Here is a 16,259-nt window from a genome sequence, read left to right as displayed (position 1 = left end):
ACGCTGGACGAACTCAAAACCCACCAGCGCGGCCCCGCCCAGGTCCTGCGCTCCCGCTCACCCGAAGGCGTGGAACAGGAGGTCTGGGGCCACCTCCTGATCCACCACGCGATCCGCCAACTCATGCACACCGCTGCCGCCGACAACGGGAGCGACCCGGACCGGCTCTCCTTCACCCGATCCCTCCGCCTCGTCCGCCGCCAGGTGACCGCGCAGGCGGCCTTTTCCCCCTGAACGCCTGACCACCGCTCTCGCCGACGGCCTTCGGGAGATAGCCCGCCACCTGTTGCCCGCCCGCCGACGACGCTCCAACCCCCGCGTCGTCAAACGCAAGATGTCGAACTTCGGCGTCAAGCGATCCGATCACCGGCACTGGCCCCAGCCCACCCGCACCCCGGCCGAAGCGGTCGCCATCGCGCCCCACTACAGGACCGCCCCGACCAACCCTCCGACCAAGGTTCCCCGAGCCTGGAATCACTAAGTCACTGGTATTGGGGCTAGTTGGCGCATCGTCAGGTTCGTGCGCCAGTAAGCGACTGCCAACAGCACCCGGTCCTCGAGCGGCAGACCCCCACGGCCGCCCCTGGCCCGGGGAGCTGGCGCCCTCGCGGCGAAGTGCGGTCACCAACTTGCCGAAGACGCGCGGGCTCAGCCCGGTAGACGGGGCTATCCAGACACCTCAGGCGGATAGCGCGTCAAGTTCGTTGCTGAATACGGTCGAACAAGAAGGGCTTCCGCCGAGTGGACGAGTGGGATGATCTGGACATGGAGACTCCTGAACCTTCGTGGCGCCGTCGCCTGCTGATGGAGGTGCTCGCCGTCGTGGCAGCACCTGCGCCGAGTCAGGCGGCCTGGGTGAAGAAGCACGGTGTTGTGACGGACGAGATCGCCCTCGACTTCGATCACGCCTTTCGCATGGCCGAGGACCTTGTGGAAGGCGGACTCCTCAGCCGTGACGCACTGCCTGACCTGCGGGCGATCGATTCGATCTTCGAGCAAATGACCCTCGACGAGTCCCCTAACCGGTGGGCAACGGCGGCGCTGGCCAGCGATGCAGGGTGGATCTGTGCGCGCGAGCTCGCGCAGCAGGTTCTGGCCCGGGAGGGTGTGGACGTCTTGGCGTTGCCAGACATCTGTGTCGTCCGGTAGCCGACCCCGCCAAATCAGGCCACTGCTGCTTGCATGGCGAATCCTTCTGGGAAGGCCACGGCTTCGTCATACGCCTGGTTGTGTCGGAGGCAGTGGTAGAGCTGTCCGATCATGCGGTTGAAGAGGTTGCGCTGGGCGGCGTGCCAGTCTCCGGCGTCGCGTCGGCGTCGGTAGTGGGCCTTGGCGCCGGGCGAGGCGGTGATGGCGGAGAACGCCCAGAGGTAGCCGGCGTGGTTGAGGCGGTCGTTCTTCACCCATCGGCGGGTGATGCTGGACTTCTTGCCGGACGCCCGGGTGATGGGCGAGGCGCCGGCGTATGCCTTGAGGCCGCGGGCGTCGGCGAAACGGTTGCGGTCGTCTCCGAGCTCGGCGAGCACCCGGGCGCCGAGCTGGTTGCCGAGGCCGGGAAAGCTGAGGATGACCTCCGCGTCCGGGTGCTGGGGAAAGGCTTCGTCCACAGCTTGGGCGAGGTCGTCGGCGGCCTTCGACGCGGCCTCCAGCTGGCCCAGGATGGCGAGCATCTGCTTGCCGAGCGCGTCCTCGACCAGTGGGGGCTGGTGGGCCCAGTCGGCGCGGAACGCCTCGCGGAGCCGCTCTGCCTCGGCCTCGATGCCGCGCTTGCGGCCGGCGCGCTTCAGCGCGGCGTGGAGCTGCGTGCGGGAGAGTCGCGCGGCCTGCGCCGGGGTCGGCGCCGCCTTCAAGAGCTCGTGAGCCTCCGGTCGACACAGACCGTTCTTCCACGGTTCGAAGGCGGATAGGGCAGCCGGGTAGTACTCGCGGAGCAGGGAACGGAGCTGGTTGGCGATCTGCTGGCGATTCCAGGTGGCGTCCTGCTGGGCGCGCGCGAGGACCGCAATAGCGCGGGCCAAGTCGCTGTCGGCGGGCAGGGGCCGGTGGGCGTGCATGTCGGTGCGCAGGATGTTCGCGAGCACGAGGGCGTCACCCGGGTCGGACTTCTTGCGGGAGACGCTGTGCCGGTCCCGGTAGCGGGCGGCGGCCATCGGGTTGATCGCGAACACCTGCCGCCTGCCGGTCCGCAGGACCGCGACCAGCAGGCCGCGGGAGGTCTCGATCGCGACCGGGATCGGGTTCTCCTCGGTGTCGCCGTACTCGGCGAGCAGGTCCAGCAGCAGCTTGTAACCAGCCGCGTCGTCGGTGATGTGGCGCTTGGCCAGGAGCTGGCCGGTGTCGTCGACCAGGGCGACGTCGTGCGTCCGTTCGGCCCAGTCGATGCCGCAGTAGATCAAGTTGTCCCTCCCCAGGGCGCGGGTGTTTGCGCTGGTCACGAGCGCATGCGGGCCACGCAGCGACCTAATCCCAGGACTCGGCACGATGGCCGGTCCGCCACCTCAGTAGCTGTTCGTGGCACCAGCGCACCCCACGGGCCTCGGTCTATCTCGGGAGCTCGGACAGCTCGCGACATTGGAGAAGTCACCGTGCGGCGGGCTCGCACCACCAACACCAACGAGTGGTGAGGCGTTCGGTGTTGACGGTGGTGGCGGCCTCGAAGACGCCGAGCGGTGCCGCTCTGGATATAGGGATCAAGTCCCTGGACGATTCCGGGCGTTCGCCCGGCGCCTGCGAGACCGCCGCCACCTGTCTGTCCGGTGTCATGCCGGGGGATGCCGAACGCCGCCGCTCTGTAAAGAGGCATCGGAGCCAGGCCCTTGGAAGGCGTACGTTCGGCACCCCACGTGGCCGCGACGGTCACCGTGGCGGCCGGGGAGACGCCGAGGGTGCCGCTCTTGATGGAGGCATCAGTGCCCGGTATCCGTAAGGCATCCGCTCGGCGCCCGCCCCGCCGTCACTGCGGCGTGCGCTGACCACTCGAACAGCCCCGCAAGACCCACGCCTCTCAGGGCCACCCGTTAACAACGGATTAGGACGGTTCCGACGCCGTGATCACACCTGACACGATCGAGATCATTGCAGAGCGAGATCACTTACGGGGCAACCCTTAGCCTTGTCGTAAGTCTGCGGGCGTTGGATATGCCGTCCCACTCCGGGTCCCCTGTCGAGCAACTGCTCGACAGGGGAGCGCGTGCATGCACAGGCTGGCTCGGCCCGTCTGCGGGACGAAGCTGCCCAGGCTCCGGCAGGGGGATTTCTGTCCGGAAATGCCGGAAGTGTGGAGACGGTTCCAGTGGGCTTCGAAGGAGCCGGGACGGCCGCCCGGTGACCGGCGGGGTCACCCCGGCGCGGCGTAGCAGTGCACGGTCACCGTCCGGGTCGGGCTCCATCGCTGGTCGACGCTGCCGAGTCGGCTCCAGCCCAGGCGTTCGTAGAGGGCGGCGGCCGGGGTGTCGGAGGCCAGCACGTCGAGGACCGGATGCAGGGCGCGTTCCTCGGCCTCCCGGACGGCGCTCGCCATGAGCCGGGCGCCGATCCCGTGGCCGCGGGCAGCCGGGGAGACGAAGAGGCGGCTGATCACCGCGGTGTCCTCGACGGACGTGCCCTCGCGCAGGCTCCACAGGGCCGGTGCCGCGTCGTCCGGCCCGCTGCGGGTCAGCGCGATGTGACCGACCACGTGTCCGTCCAGGGCTGCCACCCAGGCGGCCAGCAGGGACGGCTGGGTCAGCCAATCACCGGGCTGCTCGGGCCAGTTCACGGGGTAGCCGTCATCGGCGTGGACGGCGGCGAGCACCTCGACGCACGCATCGAGGTCGGACGCGCGGCGCCGCCGGATGCGGCAGGTCGGAGTGGAGTCGGTCAGGGGAGCGGCCTGGCGGTTCATCGGAGCATGTAAGCACAGCGCGGGGGCCCGCCCTACGCCCGGTGCGTCGCCAGGCGGGCCGCGGCGGCCTCCAGGAGGAGGTCTAGGGCGAACGGGTAGCCGCTGCGGTCCATGTCGGTGATCAGGAGGTGGGCGGTGGCGGCGATGTTCGGGTGGGTGTCGGGGCCGAGGCGGCCGTAGCGGACGCGCCAGACCGCGAGGTCGGCGGCCCGGGCGGGGGCGGGCAGGGCGAGGGCGGCCGCGTCCTGGGAGGCGAAGGCGAGGGCCTGGTCGATGAAGGCGTGGTAGATCGGGACGGCCTCCCGGTCGGGGAAGCCGGCGGAGCGCAGCACCCCGAGGATGGTCTCCACCGCCCGTATCTCGTTGTCCCGCCCGGTGGTGCGGTGGGCGGCGAGCATGGCGGCCTGGGGGTGCGCCTGGTAGGCGGCGTGGACGCGCATGCCGATCGCGCGCAGGTCGGCGCGCCAGTCGCCGCTGAGCTCCAGGCCGTGCTGGGCACGGCCGATCAGCTCGTCGGCGACGGCCAGCATCAGGTCGTCGGTGTTGTGGAAGTACCGGTAGACCGCGCTCGGATCGGCGCCGAGCGCGGCGCCGAGGCGGCGGACGGTGAGGGCCGCCGCCCCGTGCTGGCCGATCAGCCGCAGGGCGGTGGCCACGATGACCTGCTCGGACAGCACCGTGCCCTGCTTGGTCGGTTTCCGGCGCCGCCGTTGCGGTTCGGGGACCACGCGTTCCGTCATGGCGGGGAGCCTAGGGCATCGACGCTTATGACAACAGCATTGACGTGTGGCGGGCACCACGCTTTCATGGCCGCCACGGCCGGACAGGTACCGGCCCCCCACCCCTGCTCCCCCCACGATCAAGGCGGTGATCCGTTGGCAACGACGGTCAAGGACCCCGGCCACACCCCGAGAACCGGTGCGTCCGCTACTGCGGGCCCCATGCGCAAGTCCGTCGGCGTCGCCGGCGGGATCGTTCTCGCCGCCTCCAGCACCGCGGCGACCAGCAGCATCGGCATCGGGCTCGGCCTGATGGCCGGCGTCGTCGGCCTGCACCTTCCGGCGATCATGCTGCTGGCCTTCCTCCCGGTGCTCGGCATCGCCGGGGCGTACGGACGGCTCAATCGCGTCGATCCGGACTCCGGCAGCAGCTACACCTGGGTCGGCCGGGTGCTCAACCCCTGGCTGGGCTTCCTCACCGGCTGGGTCAACACCGTCGGCACCGTGGTCTTCATGGCCTACACCACCACCGTGACCGGGTCGGCGCTGATCCAGCTGCTCGGCCAGGCGCAGGTGCGCTCGGTGGCCGGGCTGCGGCTGGACGCGGACTCCACACTCCAGGCCACCCTGCTCGGCATGGTCGTCCTGGTGGCTGCGGCCCTGGTCGCGGTGCGCGGCCTGGACCTCGCGGCCCGGCTGCAGAAGTACCTGCTGATCTTCGAGTACGTGGTGCTGCTGGCGTTCTGCGGCTACGGCCTGTTCGCCGGCGACCAGCCGTTCTCGCTCGACTGGTACAACCCGTTCGCGATCCCCTCGCTGGGCGCCCTGGCGCAGGGCATGGTGCTGGCGGTCTTCTGCTACTGGGGCTTCGAGTCGGTCTTCAGCATCGGTGAGGAGGTCCGCGAGCCGGGCGACGCCTCCCGGGGCGGCTTCATCGCGCTGGTGGTGATGCTGCTGCTCTTCCTGCTCGCCGGGACGGCCTTCCAGCGGGTGCTGCCGATCGACGAGCTGGCCGACAACGGCGCGCACGGGCTGACGTACCTCGGCGAGAAGCTGGCCCGGCAGCCACTGGCCGCCCTGCCGCTGATCGCGCTCACCTTCTCGGCGGTGGCCTCGTTGCAGGCCTCCGTCATCCCCACCGCCCGGGGCATGTACGCGATGGGCCGCGACGGCACGCTCGGCGCGGTCTGGACCCGGATCCACCCCCGCCACGGCACCCCGGCCGCCGGCACCCTGCTGATCTCGGGCGCGGCCATCCTGCTCGCCCTGCTCTCGCTGGTCATCCCGACCGTGAACGACCTGATCTCGGCGACCGTCAACGCGATCGGCATCGTGGTGGCGCTCTACTACGCGCTCACCGCCGTGGCCGCCGCGGTGCGGTTCCGGCACCTGCTGCGCACCGCGCCGCTGGAGGGGCTGCGCGCGGTCGTCGGACCGCTGCTCGGCGCAGCAGTGTTGCTGGCGGTCGGCGGGTATCTCTGCTGGATGCTCTACGACTCCGCCGACCACTTCGAACTCTCGGCCGACAACGGCTGGTTCGGGCTGTCCGTGCCGGTGCTGATGATCGGTTCCGGGCTGGTGGCCGCCGCGTGGTCCCGCTTCTACCGGCGGTCCGCGTACTTCGACCGGACGGCGCCGGCCGACCGGATCGCTGTCGACCAGGCCGCCGCCGACCGCGACCCCGCCGCCGACCCCGTCGCCGTCGGCCCGACCGGCACCGCCTGATCCCTCCCCCCCCGGGCCCGACCGCCTGTCCCCGCCCGCCTGTCCTCCGAGGCCTGTCCCCTGACCGCCTGCCCTGGGCCCCGGCCCGACCGCCTGTCTCCCGGGCCCGACCGCCGCCCCGTACCCGGCCGCACCCGGCCGCCGAATTTCCAGGAGCACCACCCATGCCCAAGGCCGACCTGGTCTTCACCAACGGTCCCGTCCACACCGGCGACCCGGCCCGCACCCGCGCCACCTCCCTCGCCGTCACCGGCGAGCGGATCACCGCCGTCGGCCACGACGAGGTCCGCGAGCTGATCGGCCCAGGCACCGAGGTCGTCGACCTGGACGGGCGGCTACTGATCCCCGGCTTCCAGGACGCGCACATCCACGCCGTCTTCGGCGGCATGGAACTCGCCGAGTGCGACCTCACCGGGACGGTCGGCGCCGACGAGTACCTGCGCCGCATCGCCGCGTTCGCCGCGGCCCACCCCGACCGGGCCTGGATCACCGGTGGCGGCTGGTCGATGGAGAGCTTCGACGGCGGGGTGCCCACCCGGCACCTGCTCGACTCGGTCGTGCCCGACCGCCCCGTCTACCTGGTCAACCGCGATCACCACGGCGCCTGGGCCAACACCAGGGCCCTGGAGCTCGCCGGGGTCACCCGGGACACCCCCGACCCGGCCGACGGCCGGATCGAGCGCGAGCCGGACGGCACCCCGAGCGGGACGCTCCAGGAGGGCGCCACCGGTCTGGTCGCCCGGCTCGTTCCGCCGTCCGACGCCGCCACCCGGCTGGCGGGCCTGCACCGGGCGCAGGAGCTGCTGCACTCGCTCGGCATCACCGGCTGGCAGGACGCCCTGCTCGGTGCCTTCAACGGTCAGCCGGACCCGTCCGACGCCTACGCCGCGGCCGCCGCGGCCGGGACGCTGACCGCGCGCGTCACCGGCGCGCTCTGGTGGGACCGCGCCCGGGGAGCCGAGCAGATCACCGAACTCGTGGCCCGGCGCGAGCAGTTGACCGGAGGCCGGTTCCGGGCCGGCTCGGTGAAGATCATGCAGGACGGAATCGCCGAGAACTTCACGGCCGCGCTCTCCACCCCCTACCTGGACGGCTGCGGCTGCGCCACCGCCAACTCCGGTCTCAGCTTCGTCGACCCCGCCGAGCTGTGCGCCTACGTGACGGCGCTGGACGCGCTCGACTTCCAGGTGCACTTCCACGCGCTCGGGGACCGCGCGGTGCGCGAGGCGCTCGACGCGATCGAGGTCGCGCGGGCCGCCAACGGCCGGCGCGGCACCCGGCACCACCTCGCGCACCTGCAGATCGTCGACCCGAGCGACCTGCCGCGCTTCGCCGAGCTCGGCGCGATCGCCAACATCCAGCCGCTCTGGGCCGCCCACGAGCCGCAGATGGACGAGCTCACCATCCCCTTCCTCGGCCCCGAACGGGCGGCCTGGCAGTACCCGTTCGGCGGCCTGCTGCGGGCCGGTGCCACCCTCGCGGCCGGCAGCGACTGGCCGGTCAGCAGCCCCGACCCGATCGCCGGCCTCCACGTGGCCGTCAACCGGATGGAGCCCGAGGCGACCGACGGCCGGGTGTTCCTGCCCGAGCAGCGGCTGGACCTCGCCACCGCCCTGGCCGCGTACACGGCCGGCACCGCCCACGTGAACGGCCTCGACGACGCGGGCAGCCTGCGGGCGGGCAACCTGGCGGACCTGGTGGTGCTCGACCGCGACTTCTTCGCCGCCCCGCCCGAGGAGATCGCCGAGGCGAGGGTCCAGCGGACGTACGTGGGCGGGGAGTTGGTCTACGCCAAGTCCTGACCCACGACGGGGATGGCGCGTAGGGGTGTCGCCGTGGCGGGCGAGCCGCACCGGTGCGGAGTGGGAAGTCGGCGGGTCCGACTCCCACTCCGCTTTCAGGGGAGGGGAGTTGGAGCGACGGTGATGCGGGAGTTCGGGACGGGTGGTTCGGCGGGCCGGGCGGGAAAGGCCCAGGCGGTGAGGGCGAGGGGAAGAGCGAGGGGGAGAAGGGTGAGCGCGGCGGCCTGAATGGTGGGGCGTTCAGGCTGCATGGGGCAGGTCGAGGCCGCTGTCTCGCGATCCGGCGGCCCACCGAGGCCCCCCTTGGGCGAGGCGGTGAGCTGCACGGTGTGGGTGCGGGGGTGGGAATCCGCCAATCGGCGGACGGCCGTCTTCTGTACGGGTGGCCTCCCCCTCTTGTACGGCCGCCACTGGTAGCAACGGAGCCGACAGTCAGGGGGGAACGCAGAGATGAGGTAGCCCAGCGCCATGTCCCACCACCTCAGCGGTCCCAACCTCCGCTCTCCCCGGGGCGACGCCCGGCTCGACCTCACCGACCTGTTCGCGTTCCCGGCGGCCGACGCCTCGGGCCGGACGGTGCTCATCATGAACGTGAACCCGTACGCGCCGACCCAGGCGACGGCCTTCCACCCGCACGCCGTCTACCGGATCAACATCGACAGCGACGGGGACGGCCAGGCGGACGTCGCCTACTCCTTCACCTTCTCCGACCCCGAAACCGGCGGCCAGACCGTCACCGTTCACCGGGCCACCGGCGAGGCCGCCCGCAAGCACGGGGCCACCGGCGACGTCCTCTTCAGCGCAGTCCCGGTGGCCTTCGGTGACGCTCCCCACGTCGCCGCAGCCGACGGCTACAAGCTCTCCGTCGGGCTGCGCAGCGACCCCTTCTTCGCCGATCTCGAAGGGATCGTCAACAACTTCACCTGGACCGGCAAGGACGCGATGGCCGAGGCGAACGTCTTCGGCATCGCCCTCGAAGTCCCGGACCCCGAGCTGGGGCCGGACCCGACGATCGGCGTCTGGGCGCGGGTCAGCCTGCACCAGGACGGTCAGTTGATCTCCGTCGACCGGGGCGCCCATCCGTCCCTGACGGCGTACTTCAACGCCGAGGAGGTCAAGGACGCCTACAACACGGGTGAGCCGGCCGATGACTGGGCGAAGTACCGGGAGCCCTGGACGGCCGTCCTCCAGCACACCGGGGACTACACCACGGAGGCGGCCACCGAGACGCTGAAGCTCGTGCTGCCGGACATCCTGCGCTACGACCGCTCGCGTCCGGCCGGCTACCCCAACGGGCGGACGCTGGTCGACGACGTGACCTCGGCCCGTCTGGCCATGGTCTCCGGTGGCAAGATCACCAGCGACCACATCCCCCCGCACGTCGACCTGCTCCCCGTCTTCCCCCATCTGGGCCACCCGCACCCGCCCAAGTGACCTTGCGGGGCTGCCCGTTGTCCCTCGGGCAGTCCCGCTCCGGGTCGTCCCGCGCATGGCTCGCGGCCGCGCCCCCGGAGCCCCGTACGACCGGTGTTCTCCGATCGTGCGAGGAGCCCTGCGAAGGTGCGCGGGCGGTGTCGGGGTTCAGGTGCCGTCGTAGTAGCGGCGCTCCTCCACCACCGGGTCGGCCGCGCGGGGGCTCACCGGGCGGCGGCGGCGCAGTGCGCGGGCGTAGACGACCAGGCCGAGCAGGCCGGCCACCATCAGGATGACGCCGACCACGTCGAGGTTGACCCCCGAGAGGTGCCAGTCGACGGCGAAGGCGAGGATGGCGCCCAGTGCGAAGAGGATGATGCAGCCACCGATACCCATTGACGAGTTCCTTCCCGTGTTCGGGGTGTGCTCGGGCGTGCGGTCAGGCGTGAGGTCAGGCGAGCAGGCGGTCGAGGGCGGCGCGGTAGTCGCGCATCGCCAGTCGTAGGTGTTCGGTGCGGGCGCCGGGCTCCTCGTCGGGGGTGCGGCAGCCTTCGCGCAGGTCCTCCAGCCGTCGGCGGACGGCCTCGGCGATCAGGTCGGCGGTCCGGCCGACCAGGCCGTCGGCGGCGGCGACGGAGCCGGCGGGATCGTCCACGAAGGCGATCTGGGTGCGCTCCCAGTCGGCCCGCACCTCCTGGACGGCCCGCGCGTCCAGCCAGGGACCGAGACCGCAGGCCGGTCGGCCGGGGGCGGTCCGCCCGACGGCCTCGCCGCTCGGGGCGGCCGGGGACTGCGGCGCCTGCGGCATCAGGGGCGGGCCGGCCGGTCGGCCGGGGGCGGCGGGCGGGGAGGTCGGTTCGGGCTCGCGGACCGCCGGGAACACCTGGAGCGCAGCGGCGTCCGGACGCTCGGGACCAGGGGCGGACGTCGGCTCGGGCTCGTGCGTGCGCTCGTGGCCGGCGGCGTGCCGGGGACCGCTGGACCGGGCGGCCCGCTGCTCCTGTCCGGTGCCGGCCCGGCCGCCGAGGTGCGGGCCGGCGTGGCGGGGATCGGCGCGGTGGGCCCTGCCGTGCCCGGCCCGGTCGTCGTCGCCCGGGCCGTTTCCGGTGCGGTGCTGCTCGATGCGGGTCATCGTCTCCTCCTCGGACTGAGGTCGTGCGGATCGACGTGCGGATCGTCGTGCCGATCGACGGGTGGATCCACGTAAGGACCGACGTGCCGATCGACGGGTGGATCCACGTGCGGATCGACGTGCGGACGCTGTACGGACGGGTGCCGGTCAGTGGCGGGTGAGTACGTCGCCGCGGTCGTCGCCGAGCAGTTCCACGACCAGGTCGCGGACGGCGATCACGGAACGGCGCAGGTCCTCGCTGTCGGCGCCCGGGTCGTCCAGGGTCCGACGGGCGTCGCGGTAGGCGGGCACCCGGGCCGCGTGATCGACGGAGAGGACCTCCGGCCGGTCCTCGCCCGGGTAGCCCATGTCGGTGAGCAGCGAGTCGAGCAGCCGCGCCGTGCGGACGGCGGACTGGCGCGGGTCCTCGACGAACAGGGCCTGCAGGCCGCGCAGTTCGGCCAGGTAGCGGTCCCGGTCGGCGGCCTCGACGGGGACGGTCTTCACCCGGCGGCGCAGGGCCAGCCGGTCGGTGAGGTCGTGTTCGGCCGCGCGGGTGTCGCCGTTGTGGACGAGGACGGTGCGGTCGTACTCCGGCCCGAACCGCTCGCGCAGCCTGCGCGATCGCAGCCGGGGGGTCAGGACGGCGAAGAGTGCGGCCGCCGCGACGACCGCGACGACGACGATGTGGAGAACCTCCATCTCCGCTCCTTTCGGCGGCGGTCCGCCGGTGCGGCCGCCGGGCCCTCGCCTTGCCCGTCCGGCGCCCGCCAAACCCGCCGGGGGGAGCGGGCGGCTCACGCGGGGAAACGGTTGTCCCTCCGAACGGGCTGTCGGGTACGGTTCCCGGCACATGATCGACAGCCGTGGGGGCGGGTGACCCACGACCCCGACAGCAGGTCGGGTGCTCCCTTCCGCACAGCCGTCCGGTTCGCCCGACGGGGTGGCCGGGGGAGCGTCCGACGGATCCCGAAAGGCCACGACCCATGCGCTTCCTCGCGGAGACGACCTCGGACGGTGTCTCGGAACGGCTCTTCACCCTCGGCGACGTCCCCGGCGTGCTCTGGTCGCCCGCCGGCGCGGTCGGCGGCCGCCCGCTGGTGCTGCTGGGCCACGGGGGCGGCGGGCACAAGCGGCACGCGGGCCTGGTGGCCCGCGCCCGTCGCTGCGTGACGGCGTACGGCTTCGCGGTCGCGGCGGTCGACGCGCCGGGGCACGGGGACCGGCCGCGAAGCGAGCAGGACGAGTGGTTCACGACGGAGATCGGGGCGTTGCTGGCGGCGGGCGAACCGGTGAGCCCCGAGGTCGTCCGCCACACGGCCGACCTCGCGGCGCGGGCGGTGCCCGAGTGGCGGGCGGTGCTGGACGCGCTCCGCGAGCTCGACGAGGTGGGCGCGGAACACCCGGTGGGCTACTGGGGCCTGTCGCTGGGCAGCGTGATCGGCCTCCCGCTCGTCGCGGCCGAACCACGGATCGCCGCCGCCGTGTTGGGCCTGGCCGGCGACGACTCGCTGGCCGCGGCGGCGGCCCGGGTGACCGTCCCGGTCGAGTTCCTGCTGCAGTGGGAGGACGAGCTGGTCCCGCGCGAGGCGGGCCTCGCGCTGTTCGACACCCTCGGCTCCCGTGAGAAGACGCTGCACGCCAACCCCGGTGGCCACGGGGACGTGCCGGCGTTCGAGCTGGAGGGCGCGGCGCGGTTCTTCGAACGGCAGCTCCGCGTGGCTCCGTAGGGTGAGAGCGCCGGGCACAGCCCGGGACCCCTGGCGTCGGGGCGTCACAGGGCAGGATCGTTTCCGCAGGAGAAGCAGAGGGATGACGATGGAACAGCAGCAGGCCGAGCGCGGCCTCGTCGTGGTGAGCGAGAACGGCGTCGGCCGGTACGGGCAGCAGATCCGGGCCGGCCGCCACGAGCTGGTGGCCGACGAGCCCGCGCCGGTGGGCGCCGACAGCGGGCCGAACCCCTACGACCTGCTGCTGGCCGCGCTCGGCAGCTGTACCTCGATGACGGTGCGGATGTACGCGGAGCGCAAGGGCTGGCCGCTGGAGAAGGTCACGGTCGCGCTGCGGCACGAGCGGGTGCACGCGAAGGACTGTGCCGAGTGCGAGAGCGGGCACGGGCTCGTCGACCGCATCACCCGGGAGATCAGGCTGGACGGTGACCTCGACGCCGAACAGCGCGGGCGCCTGCTGGAGATCGCGGAGAAGTGCCCGGTGCACCGGACCCTGACCGCCGGCGTCGTGGTCAGTACCACGGAGGTGCCGCCGCACTGAGACGCCGCGCCGGCGTCGCCCCGTCCCCCCGTCACTTCCGCCGCACGCCCGCCAGGTCGGATTCGCCCCGGACCAGGGCGCCGGCCTGGTCCGGCGTCAGCGGGCGGGCGAAGAGGTAGCCCTGCCCGAGGGGACACCCCATGGCGGCGAGCAGGTCGCGCTGTTCGGTGTTCTCGATGCCCTCGGCGATGACCTGGACGCCGAGCGTGTCCGCGATCCTGGTGATGCCCTCGACCAGCGCGTACTGCTGCTGCGACGCCCCCAGCCCGTCGATGAAGGACTTGTCGATCTTCAGGATCGAGATCGGGAACTCCCGCAGGTAGGAGAGCGACGAGTAGCCGGTGCCGAAGTCGTCGATCGCGATGCCCACGCCCAGTTCGCTGAGCGTGCGCATGTCGGTGTGCACGCGCTCGTCGCGTCGCATCAGCACCGACTCCGTCAGCTCCAGCACCAGTCCGTTGGGGTCGATCCCGGAGGCCCGGACCGCGCCCCGGACGACGTCCACGAAGCCGGCGTCCCGGAACTGCCGGGCCGAGACGTTAACGTTGACCCGCAGCGGGGGCCGCCCGGCGGCGCGGCGGCGGGCGGCACTCAGCCGCTGCCAGCCGGCGGCCTCCTGGGCGGCGCGTTCCAGGACCCAGGCGCCGAGCGGCACGATCTGGCCGCTCTCCTCCGCGAGCGCGATGAACTCGTCGGGGAGGACCATGCCGCGCCGGTCGTGCGGCCAGCGGACCAGTGCCTCGAAGGCCACCAGGTCGCCCGTCGCCAGATCGACGATCGGCTGGTAGTAGAGCTTGAACGCGGACTCGGCGATCGCGGTGTCCAGGTTCTCGTTCAGCTCGTGCCGCTCCACCAGCCCGGCCTGCAGGGCGGGCTGATAGTGGCACCACTGGCGCTTGCCGGCCGACTTCGCGGAGTACAGGGCCAGGTCGGCGTGGGTGAGCAGCTCCGCCGCGTCCACGCTGTCCTCCGTGGTCGCCACGCCGACGCTCGCCGTCACCCGGACAGCGCCCGCACTCAGTTTGAACGGCTCGGCGAACGTGGCCAGCACGCTGTCGGCGATGGCGCCGACGTCCGCCGGGCGCACCGCGTCCTCCACCAGCACGGCGAACTCGTCGCCGCCGAGCCGGGCCGCCGTGTCGGAGGTGCGCAGCGCGGTGGAGACCCGCAGTGAGACGGCCACCAGCAGTTCGTCGCCGACGGCGTGGCCCTGGGTGTCGTTGACCACCTTGAAGTCGTCCAGATCGATGAAGAGCACACCGGTGACCGCGCCGCTGCGCTCCCCCCGGGAGAGCGCGTGGCCGACCCGGTCCTGGAAGAGCACCCGGTTGGCCAGGCCGGTGAGGGAGTCGTGGAAGGCGCGGTGGGTGAGCTCGCGCTCCATCTGCCGCTGCTCGGTGACGTCGCGCAGGGTGAGCACCAGGCCGCCGACGGTCGGATCGTCGCGCAGGTCGTTGCAGCGGACCTCGGCCTCGATGGGTGTGCGGTCGTGGCGCAGCAGGCGCCAGTGCTCGCGCTGCGGCTCGCGGTCGTTGCCGGAGCGGGTGCCGCTGCCGCTGCCGTCCAGGCCCCGCATCCGGGCCAGCGCGCTGCCGACGGCGCGGCTGTCCTCGGGCGGGACGAGGTCGGTGATCAGGACGCCGTCCAGGGCGGGGTAGCCGAGGACGCGCTCGGCGGAGGAGGAGGCGTAGCGGACGCCGTCGTCGGTGTTGAGGATCAGGATGACGTCGCTGGCGCTCTGCACCAGGGTGCGGAAGTAGGCCTCGCTGTTGCGGCGGTTGATCTCCTGGCTCAGCATGACGCGCTCGACGGCCAGGGCAGCCTGGGCGGCCAGGATCTCCAGCGAGCTCCAGAGGCTGGTCAGCTCCTGCTCGGTGCCGGTGACGATGAGGGCGCCGATCAGCGGGTCGCCGGAGGGGCGCTCGGCCAGGGTGAGCGGGCAGAGCAGAGCGCAGGGCATGCCGTCGAAGCGGCCGGCGAGATCGGTGCCGATGTCCTCGACGGGGAGTAACCGGGTCTCGCGGACGGCCGCGAGGGCGAGCACCTCGTCGGACTCGGAGCCGTCGCGCAGGTGGTGCTGGGCGGGGCCGCGCTCGGCGTGCCGGATGTGCAGGACGCCGGCCTCGCTGACCGCGAGCAGGGCGACGTGCCCGGCCTCGGTGGGCATCAGGGTGGACGCGGCGCCCTGGACGGCGTCGGCGACCTCCTCGACGGTGACGGCCGCGGTGAGCGAGGCACCGGCCTCGCGCAGGACCCGTTCGCGGGCTATCGCCTCCCGCCGGGCGCTCACCACGATCGCGAGGCGGGCCAGCACGAGCAGGAAGAGCAGCGCCGAGAAGGCGCCGATCACCCCGGCGTTGTTGGTGTTGCCGTTGACGGATTCGACGATCAGGATCGTCGGCGCGACCAGCGAGGCCGCGGCGAGCAGGGCGAGCCGGCCCCGGCCGAGGTCGACCTGCTGGCTGGGGACGGGCTTGGTCAGCTCGACCATCGAGGGGTGCAGGGCGGCCGCACCCCAGGCGGTGTAGAAGGCCGCCCAGCCGAGGTCGACCGGGGTGCCGATGTGCCAGTTCCCGTGCAGCAGGATCAGCCCGTACAGGATGTCGGAGACCAGCAGGCCGACGGTGCCGACGGTGAGCAGCTGGAGTGCCCGGCTGCTGCCGCCGCGTGGCACCAGCAGGCGCAGCAGCAGGGCGAGGACGACCACGTCACCCAGCGGGTAGGCGATCGACACGGCCTTCTGGAACCAGGTGAGGTCCGGGTTCCGGGCGTACGGGAGGATCAGGTAGATCCAGGCGAGCAGGGCCAGGCCCATGGTCAGGATGAGGGCGTCCAGCAGGCTGGCGCGGTCCTGATGGGCCGTCCGCCAGCGGATGAATCCCAACACGCCGGCCGCGTACAGCAGGTACTCGGCGATGTAGAAGCCGTCGGCGACGGAGGGGAAGGGGCTGCCCAGGTGCAGGAACTGCATCTGGACGACCTGGACGACCTCGCCGGCGGTGAAACTGAGGTTGGCGAGTGCGAGCAGGTACCAGAACAGCCGGTGCGCCGGGCGGTTGAGGCGCACGCCGACCACGATGGCCGCGACGCCGCCGAGGCCGATGCCGGTCCACCAGATGATCCGCTGGGTCGGGTTGCTGTAGTAGATGCAGGTGAACAGCACCATCCACGACAGGTAACAGACCATCAGGCGTTGTCGCCGACGTGTCAAGGAGGCTACCTCCTCCGCGACATCACTTCGCCGGTCCGGCGGTGATTTCGGGTGAGGGCGGATCCTGCGGTACTCAGGTCCGCGTTGTGCTCTGAGTTGTGCTCCGATCCGTGTCCGGCGTGCC

Annotated in this window: 14 protein-coding genes and 2 pseudogenes; 8 read left to right on the top strand and 8 right to left on the bottom strand. The window is 72.2% G+C overall.

Translation table 11 applies throughout. The annotated features are described in order from the left end of the window. A pseudogene (locus AB0J08_RS12590) lies at positions 1–234 on the top strand (IS4 family transposase); the annotation flags it as partial. Positions 235–489: 255 nt separating this feature from the next. Here the strand turns inward: AB0J08_RS12590 and AB0J08_RS12585 are convergent. Then, positions 490–670 (bottom strand): annotated as a pseudogene (locus AB0J08_RS12585) (transposase family protein); the annotation flags it as partial. Positions 671–741: 71 nt separating this feature from the next. Between AB0J08_RS12585 and AB0J08_RS12580 the strand changes: the two are divergent. Continuing rightward, complete coding sequence (locus AB0J08_RS12580) at positions 742–1,149, top strand: hypothetical protein (RefSeq protein WP_360631331.1); 408 nt, start codon at positions 742–744, stop codon at positions 1,147–1,149. A 14-nt stretch (positions 1,150–1,163) separates the two neighbouring features. Here the strand turns inward: AB0J08_RS12580 and AB0J08_RS12575 are convergent, their stop codons facing one another. The 3 genes from AB0J08_RS12575 to AB0J08_RS12565 all read right to left on the bottom strand — a co-directional run bounded on the left by AB0J08_RS12575 (position 1,164) and on the right by AB0J08_RS12565 (position 4,623). Beyond that, positions 1,164–2,411: an IS110 family transposase gene (locus AB0J08_RS12575; RefSeq protein WP_360631355.1), complete on the bottom strand. Its 1,248-nt coding sequence runs from the start codon at positions 2,409–2,411 to the stop codon at positions 1,164–1,166. Positions 2,412–3,337: 926 nt separating this feature from the next. Continuing rightward, a complete protein-coding gene (locus tag AB0J08_RS12570) occupies positions 3,338–3,883 on the bottom strand; it encodes a GNAT family N-acetyltransferase (protein WP_360631328.1) in 546 nt (181 codons plus the stop codon). 32 nt (positions 3,884–3,915) lie between these two features. Continuing rightward, positions 3,916–4,623 (bottom strand): TetR/AcrR family transcriptional regulator, encoded by a 708-nt coding sequence (locus AB0J08_RS12565; protein ID WP_360631325.1) that lies wholly within the window; start codon positions 4,621–4,623, stop codon positions 3,916–3,918. Positions 4,624–4,824: 201 nt separating this feature from the next. On the opposite strand from AB0J08_RS12565, the gene AB0J08_RS12560 reads away from it, so the two are divergent. The 3 genes from AB0J08_RS12560 (at position 4,825) to AB0J08_RS12550 (ending at position 9,563) form a co-directional block, all read left to right on the top strand. Continuing rightward, entirely contained in the window at positions 4,825–6,327 is a 1,503-nt protein-coding gene (locus AB0J08_RS12560) for an APC family permease (RefSeq protein ID WP_360631322.1), read from the top strand. A 164-nt stretch (positions 6,328–6,491) separates the two neighbouring features. Beyond that, complete coding sequence (locus AB0J08_RS12555) at positions 6,492–8,129, top strand: amidohydrolase (protein ID WP_360631319.1); 1,638 nt, start codon at positions 6,492–6,494, stop codon at positions 8,127–8,129. 468 nt (positions 8,130–8,597) lie between these two features. Then, on the top strand, positions 8,598–9,563 hold the full coding sequence (locus AB0J08_RS12550; RefSeq protein WP_360631316.1) for a DUF4331 family protein: 966 nt from the start codon (positions 8,598–8,600) through the stop codon (positions 9,561–9,563). Between the two features lie 147 nt (positions 9,564–9,710). On the opposite strand, the gene AB0J08_RS12545 is transcribed toward AB0J08_RS12550, so the two are convergent. Next, the gene (locus AB0J08_RS12545) at positions 9,711–9,938 is read right to left on the bottom strand and encodes a DUF6458 family protein (RefSeq protein ID WP_360631313.1); all 228 of its coding nucleotides are present in this window, start codon (positions 9,936–9,938) and stop codon (positions 9,711–9,713) included. 55 nt (positions 9,939–9,993) lie between these two features. Then, complete coding sequence (locus AB0J08_RS12540; protein ID WP_360631310.1) at positions 9,994–10,674, bottom strand: hypothetical protein; 681 nt, start codon at positions 10,672–10,674, stop codon at positions 9,994–9,996. 23 nt (positions 10,675–10,697) lie between these two features. On the opposite strand from AB0J08_RS12540, the gene AB0J08_RS12535 reads away from it, so the two are divergent. After that, entirely contained in the window at positions 10,698–10,835 is a 138-nt protein-coding gene (locus AB0J08_RS12535; RefSeq protein ID WP_360631307.1) for a hypothetical protein, read from the top strand. On the opposite strand, the gene AB0J08_RS12530 is transcribed toward AB0J08_RS12535, so the two are convergent. Continuing rightward, complete coding sequence (locus AB0J08_RS12530) at positions 10,822–11,355, bottom strand: hypothetical protein (protein ID WP_360631304.1); 534 nt, start codon at positions 11,353–11,355, stop codon at positions 10,822–10,824. The genes AB0J08_RS12535 and AB0J08_RS12530 overlap by 14 nt on opposite strands. Before the next feature lie 284 nt (positions 11,356–11,639). Here AB0J08_RS12530 and AB0J08_RS12525 point away from each other — a divergent pair, with 284 nt between their 5' ends. Both AB0J08_RS12525 and AB0J08_RS12520 read left to right on the top strand, forming a co-directional pair. After that, complete coding sequence (locus AB0J08_RS12525) at positions 11,640–12,383, top strand: alpha/beta hydrolase (protein ID WP_360631301.1); 744 nt, start codon at positions 11,640–11,642, stop codon at positions 12,381–12,383. 82 nt (positions 12,384–12,465) lie between these two features. Beyond that, positions 12,466–12,924, top strand: a complete 459-nt coding sequence (locus AB0J08_RS12520) for an OsmC family protein (RefSeq protein ID WP_360631298.1) — start codon at positions 12,466–12,468, stop codon at positions 12,922–12,924. A 31-nt stretch (positions 12,925–12,955) separates the two neighbouring features. Here AB0J08_RS12520 and AB0J08_RS12515 read toward each other — a convergent pair whose 3' ends face one another. Then, the gene (locus tag AB0J08_RS12515; protein ID WP_360631295.1) at positions 12,956–16,135 is read right to left on the bottom strand and encodes an EAL domain-containing protein; all 3,180 of its coding nucleotides are present in this window, start codon (positions 16,133–16,135) and stop codon (positions 12,956–12,958) included. Positions 16,136–16,259: the final 124 nt, after the last annotated feature.

Source organism: Kitasatospora sp. NPDC050463 (assembly GCF_040655255.1).
GTDB lineage: Bacteria > Actinomycetota > Actinomycetes > Streptomycetales > Streptomycetaceae > Kitasatospora.
Note: the sequence above shows the minus strand (reverse complement) of the source record. Positions and strands in the feature narration are given on the sequence as shown.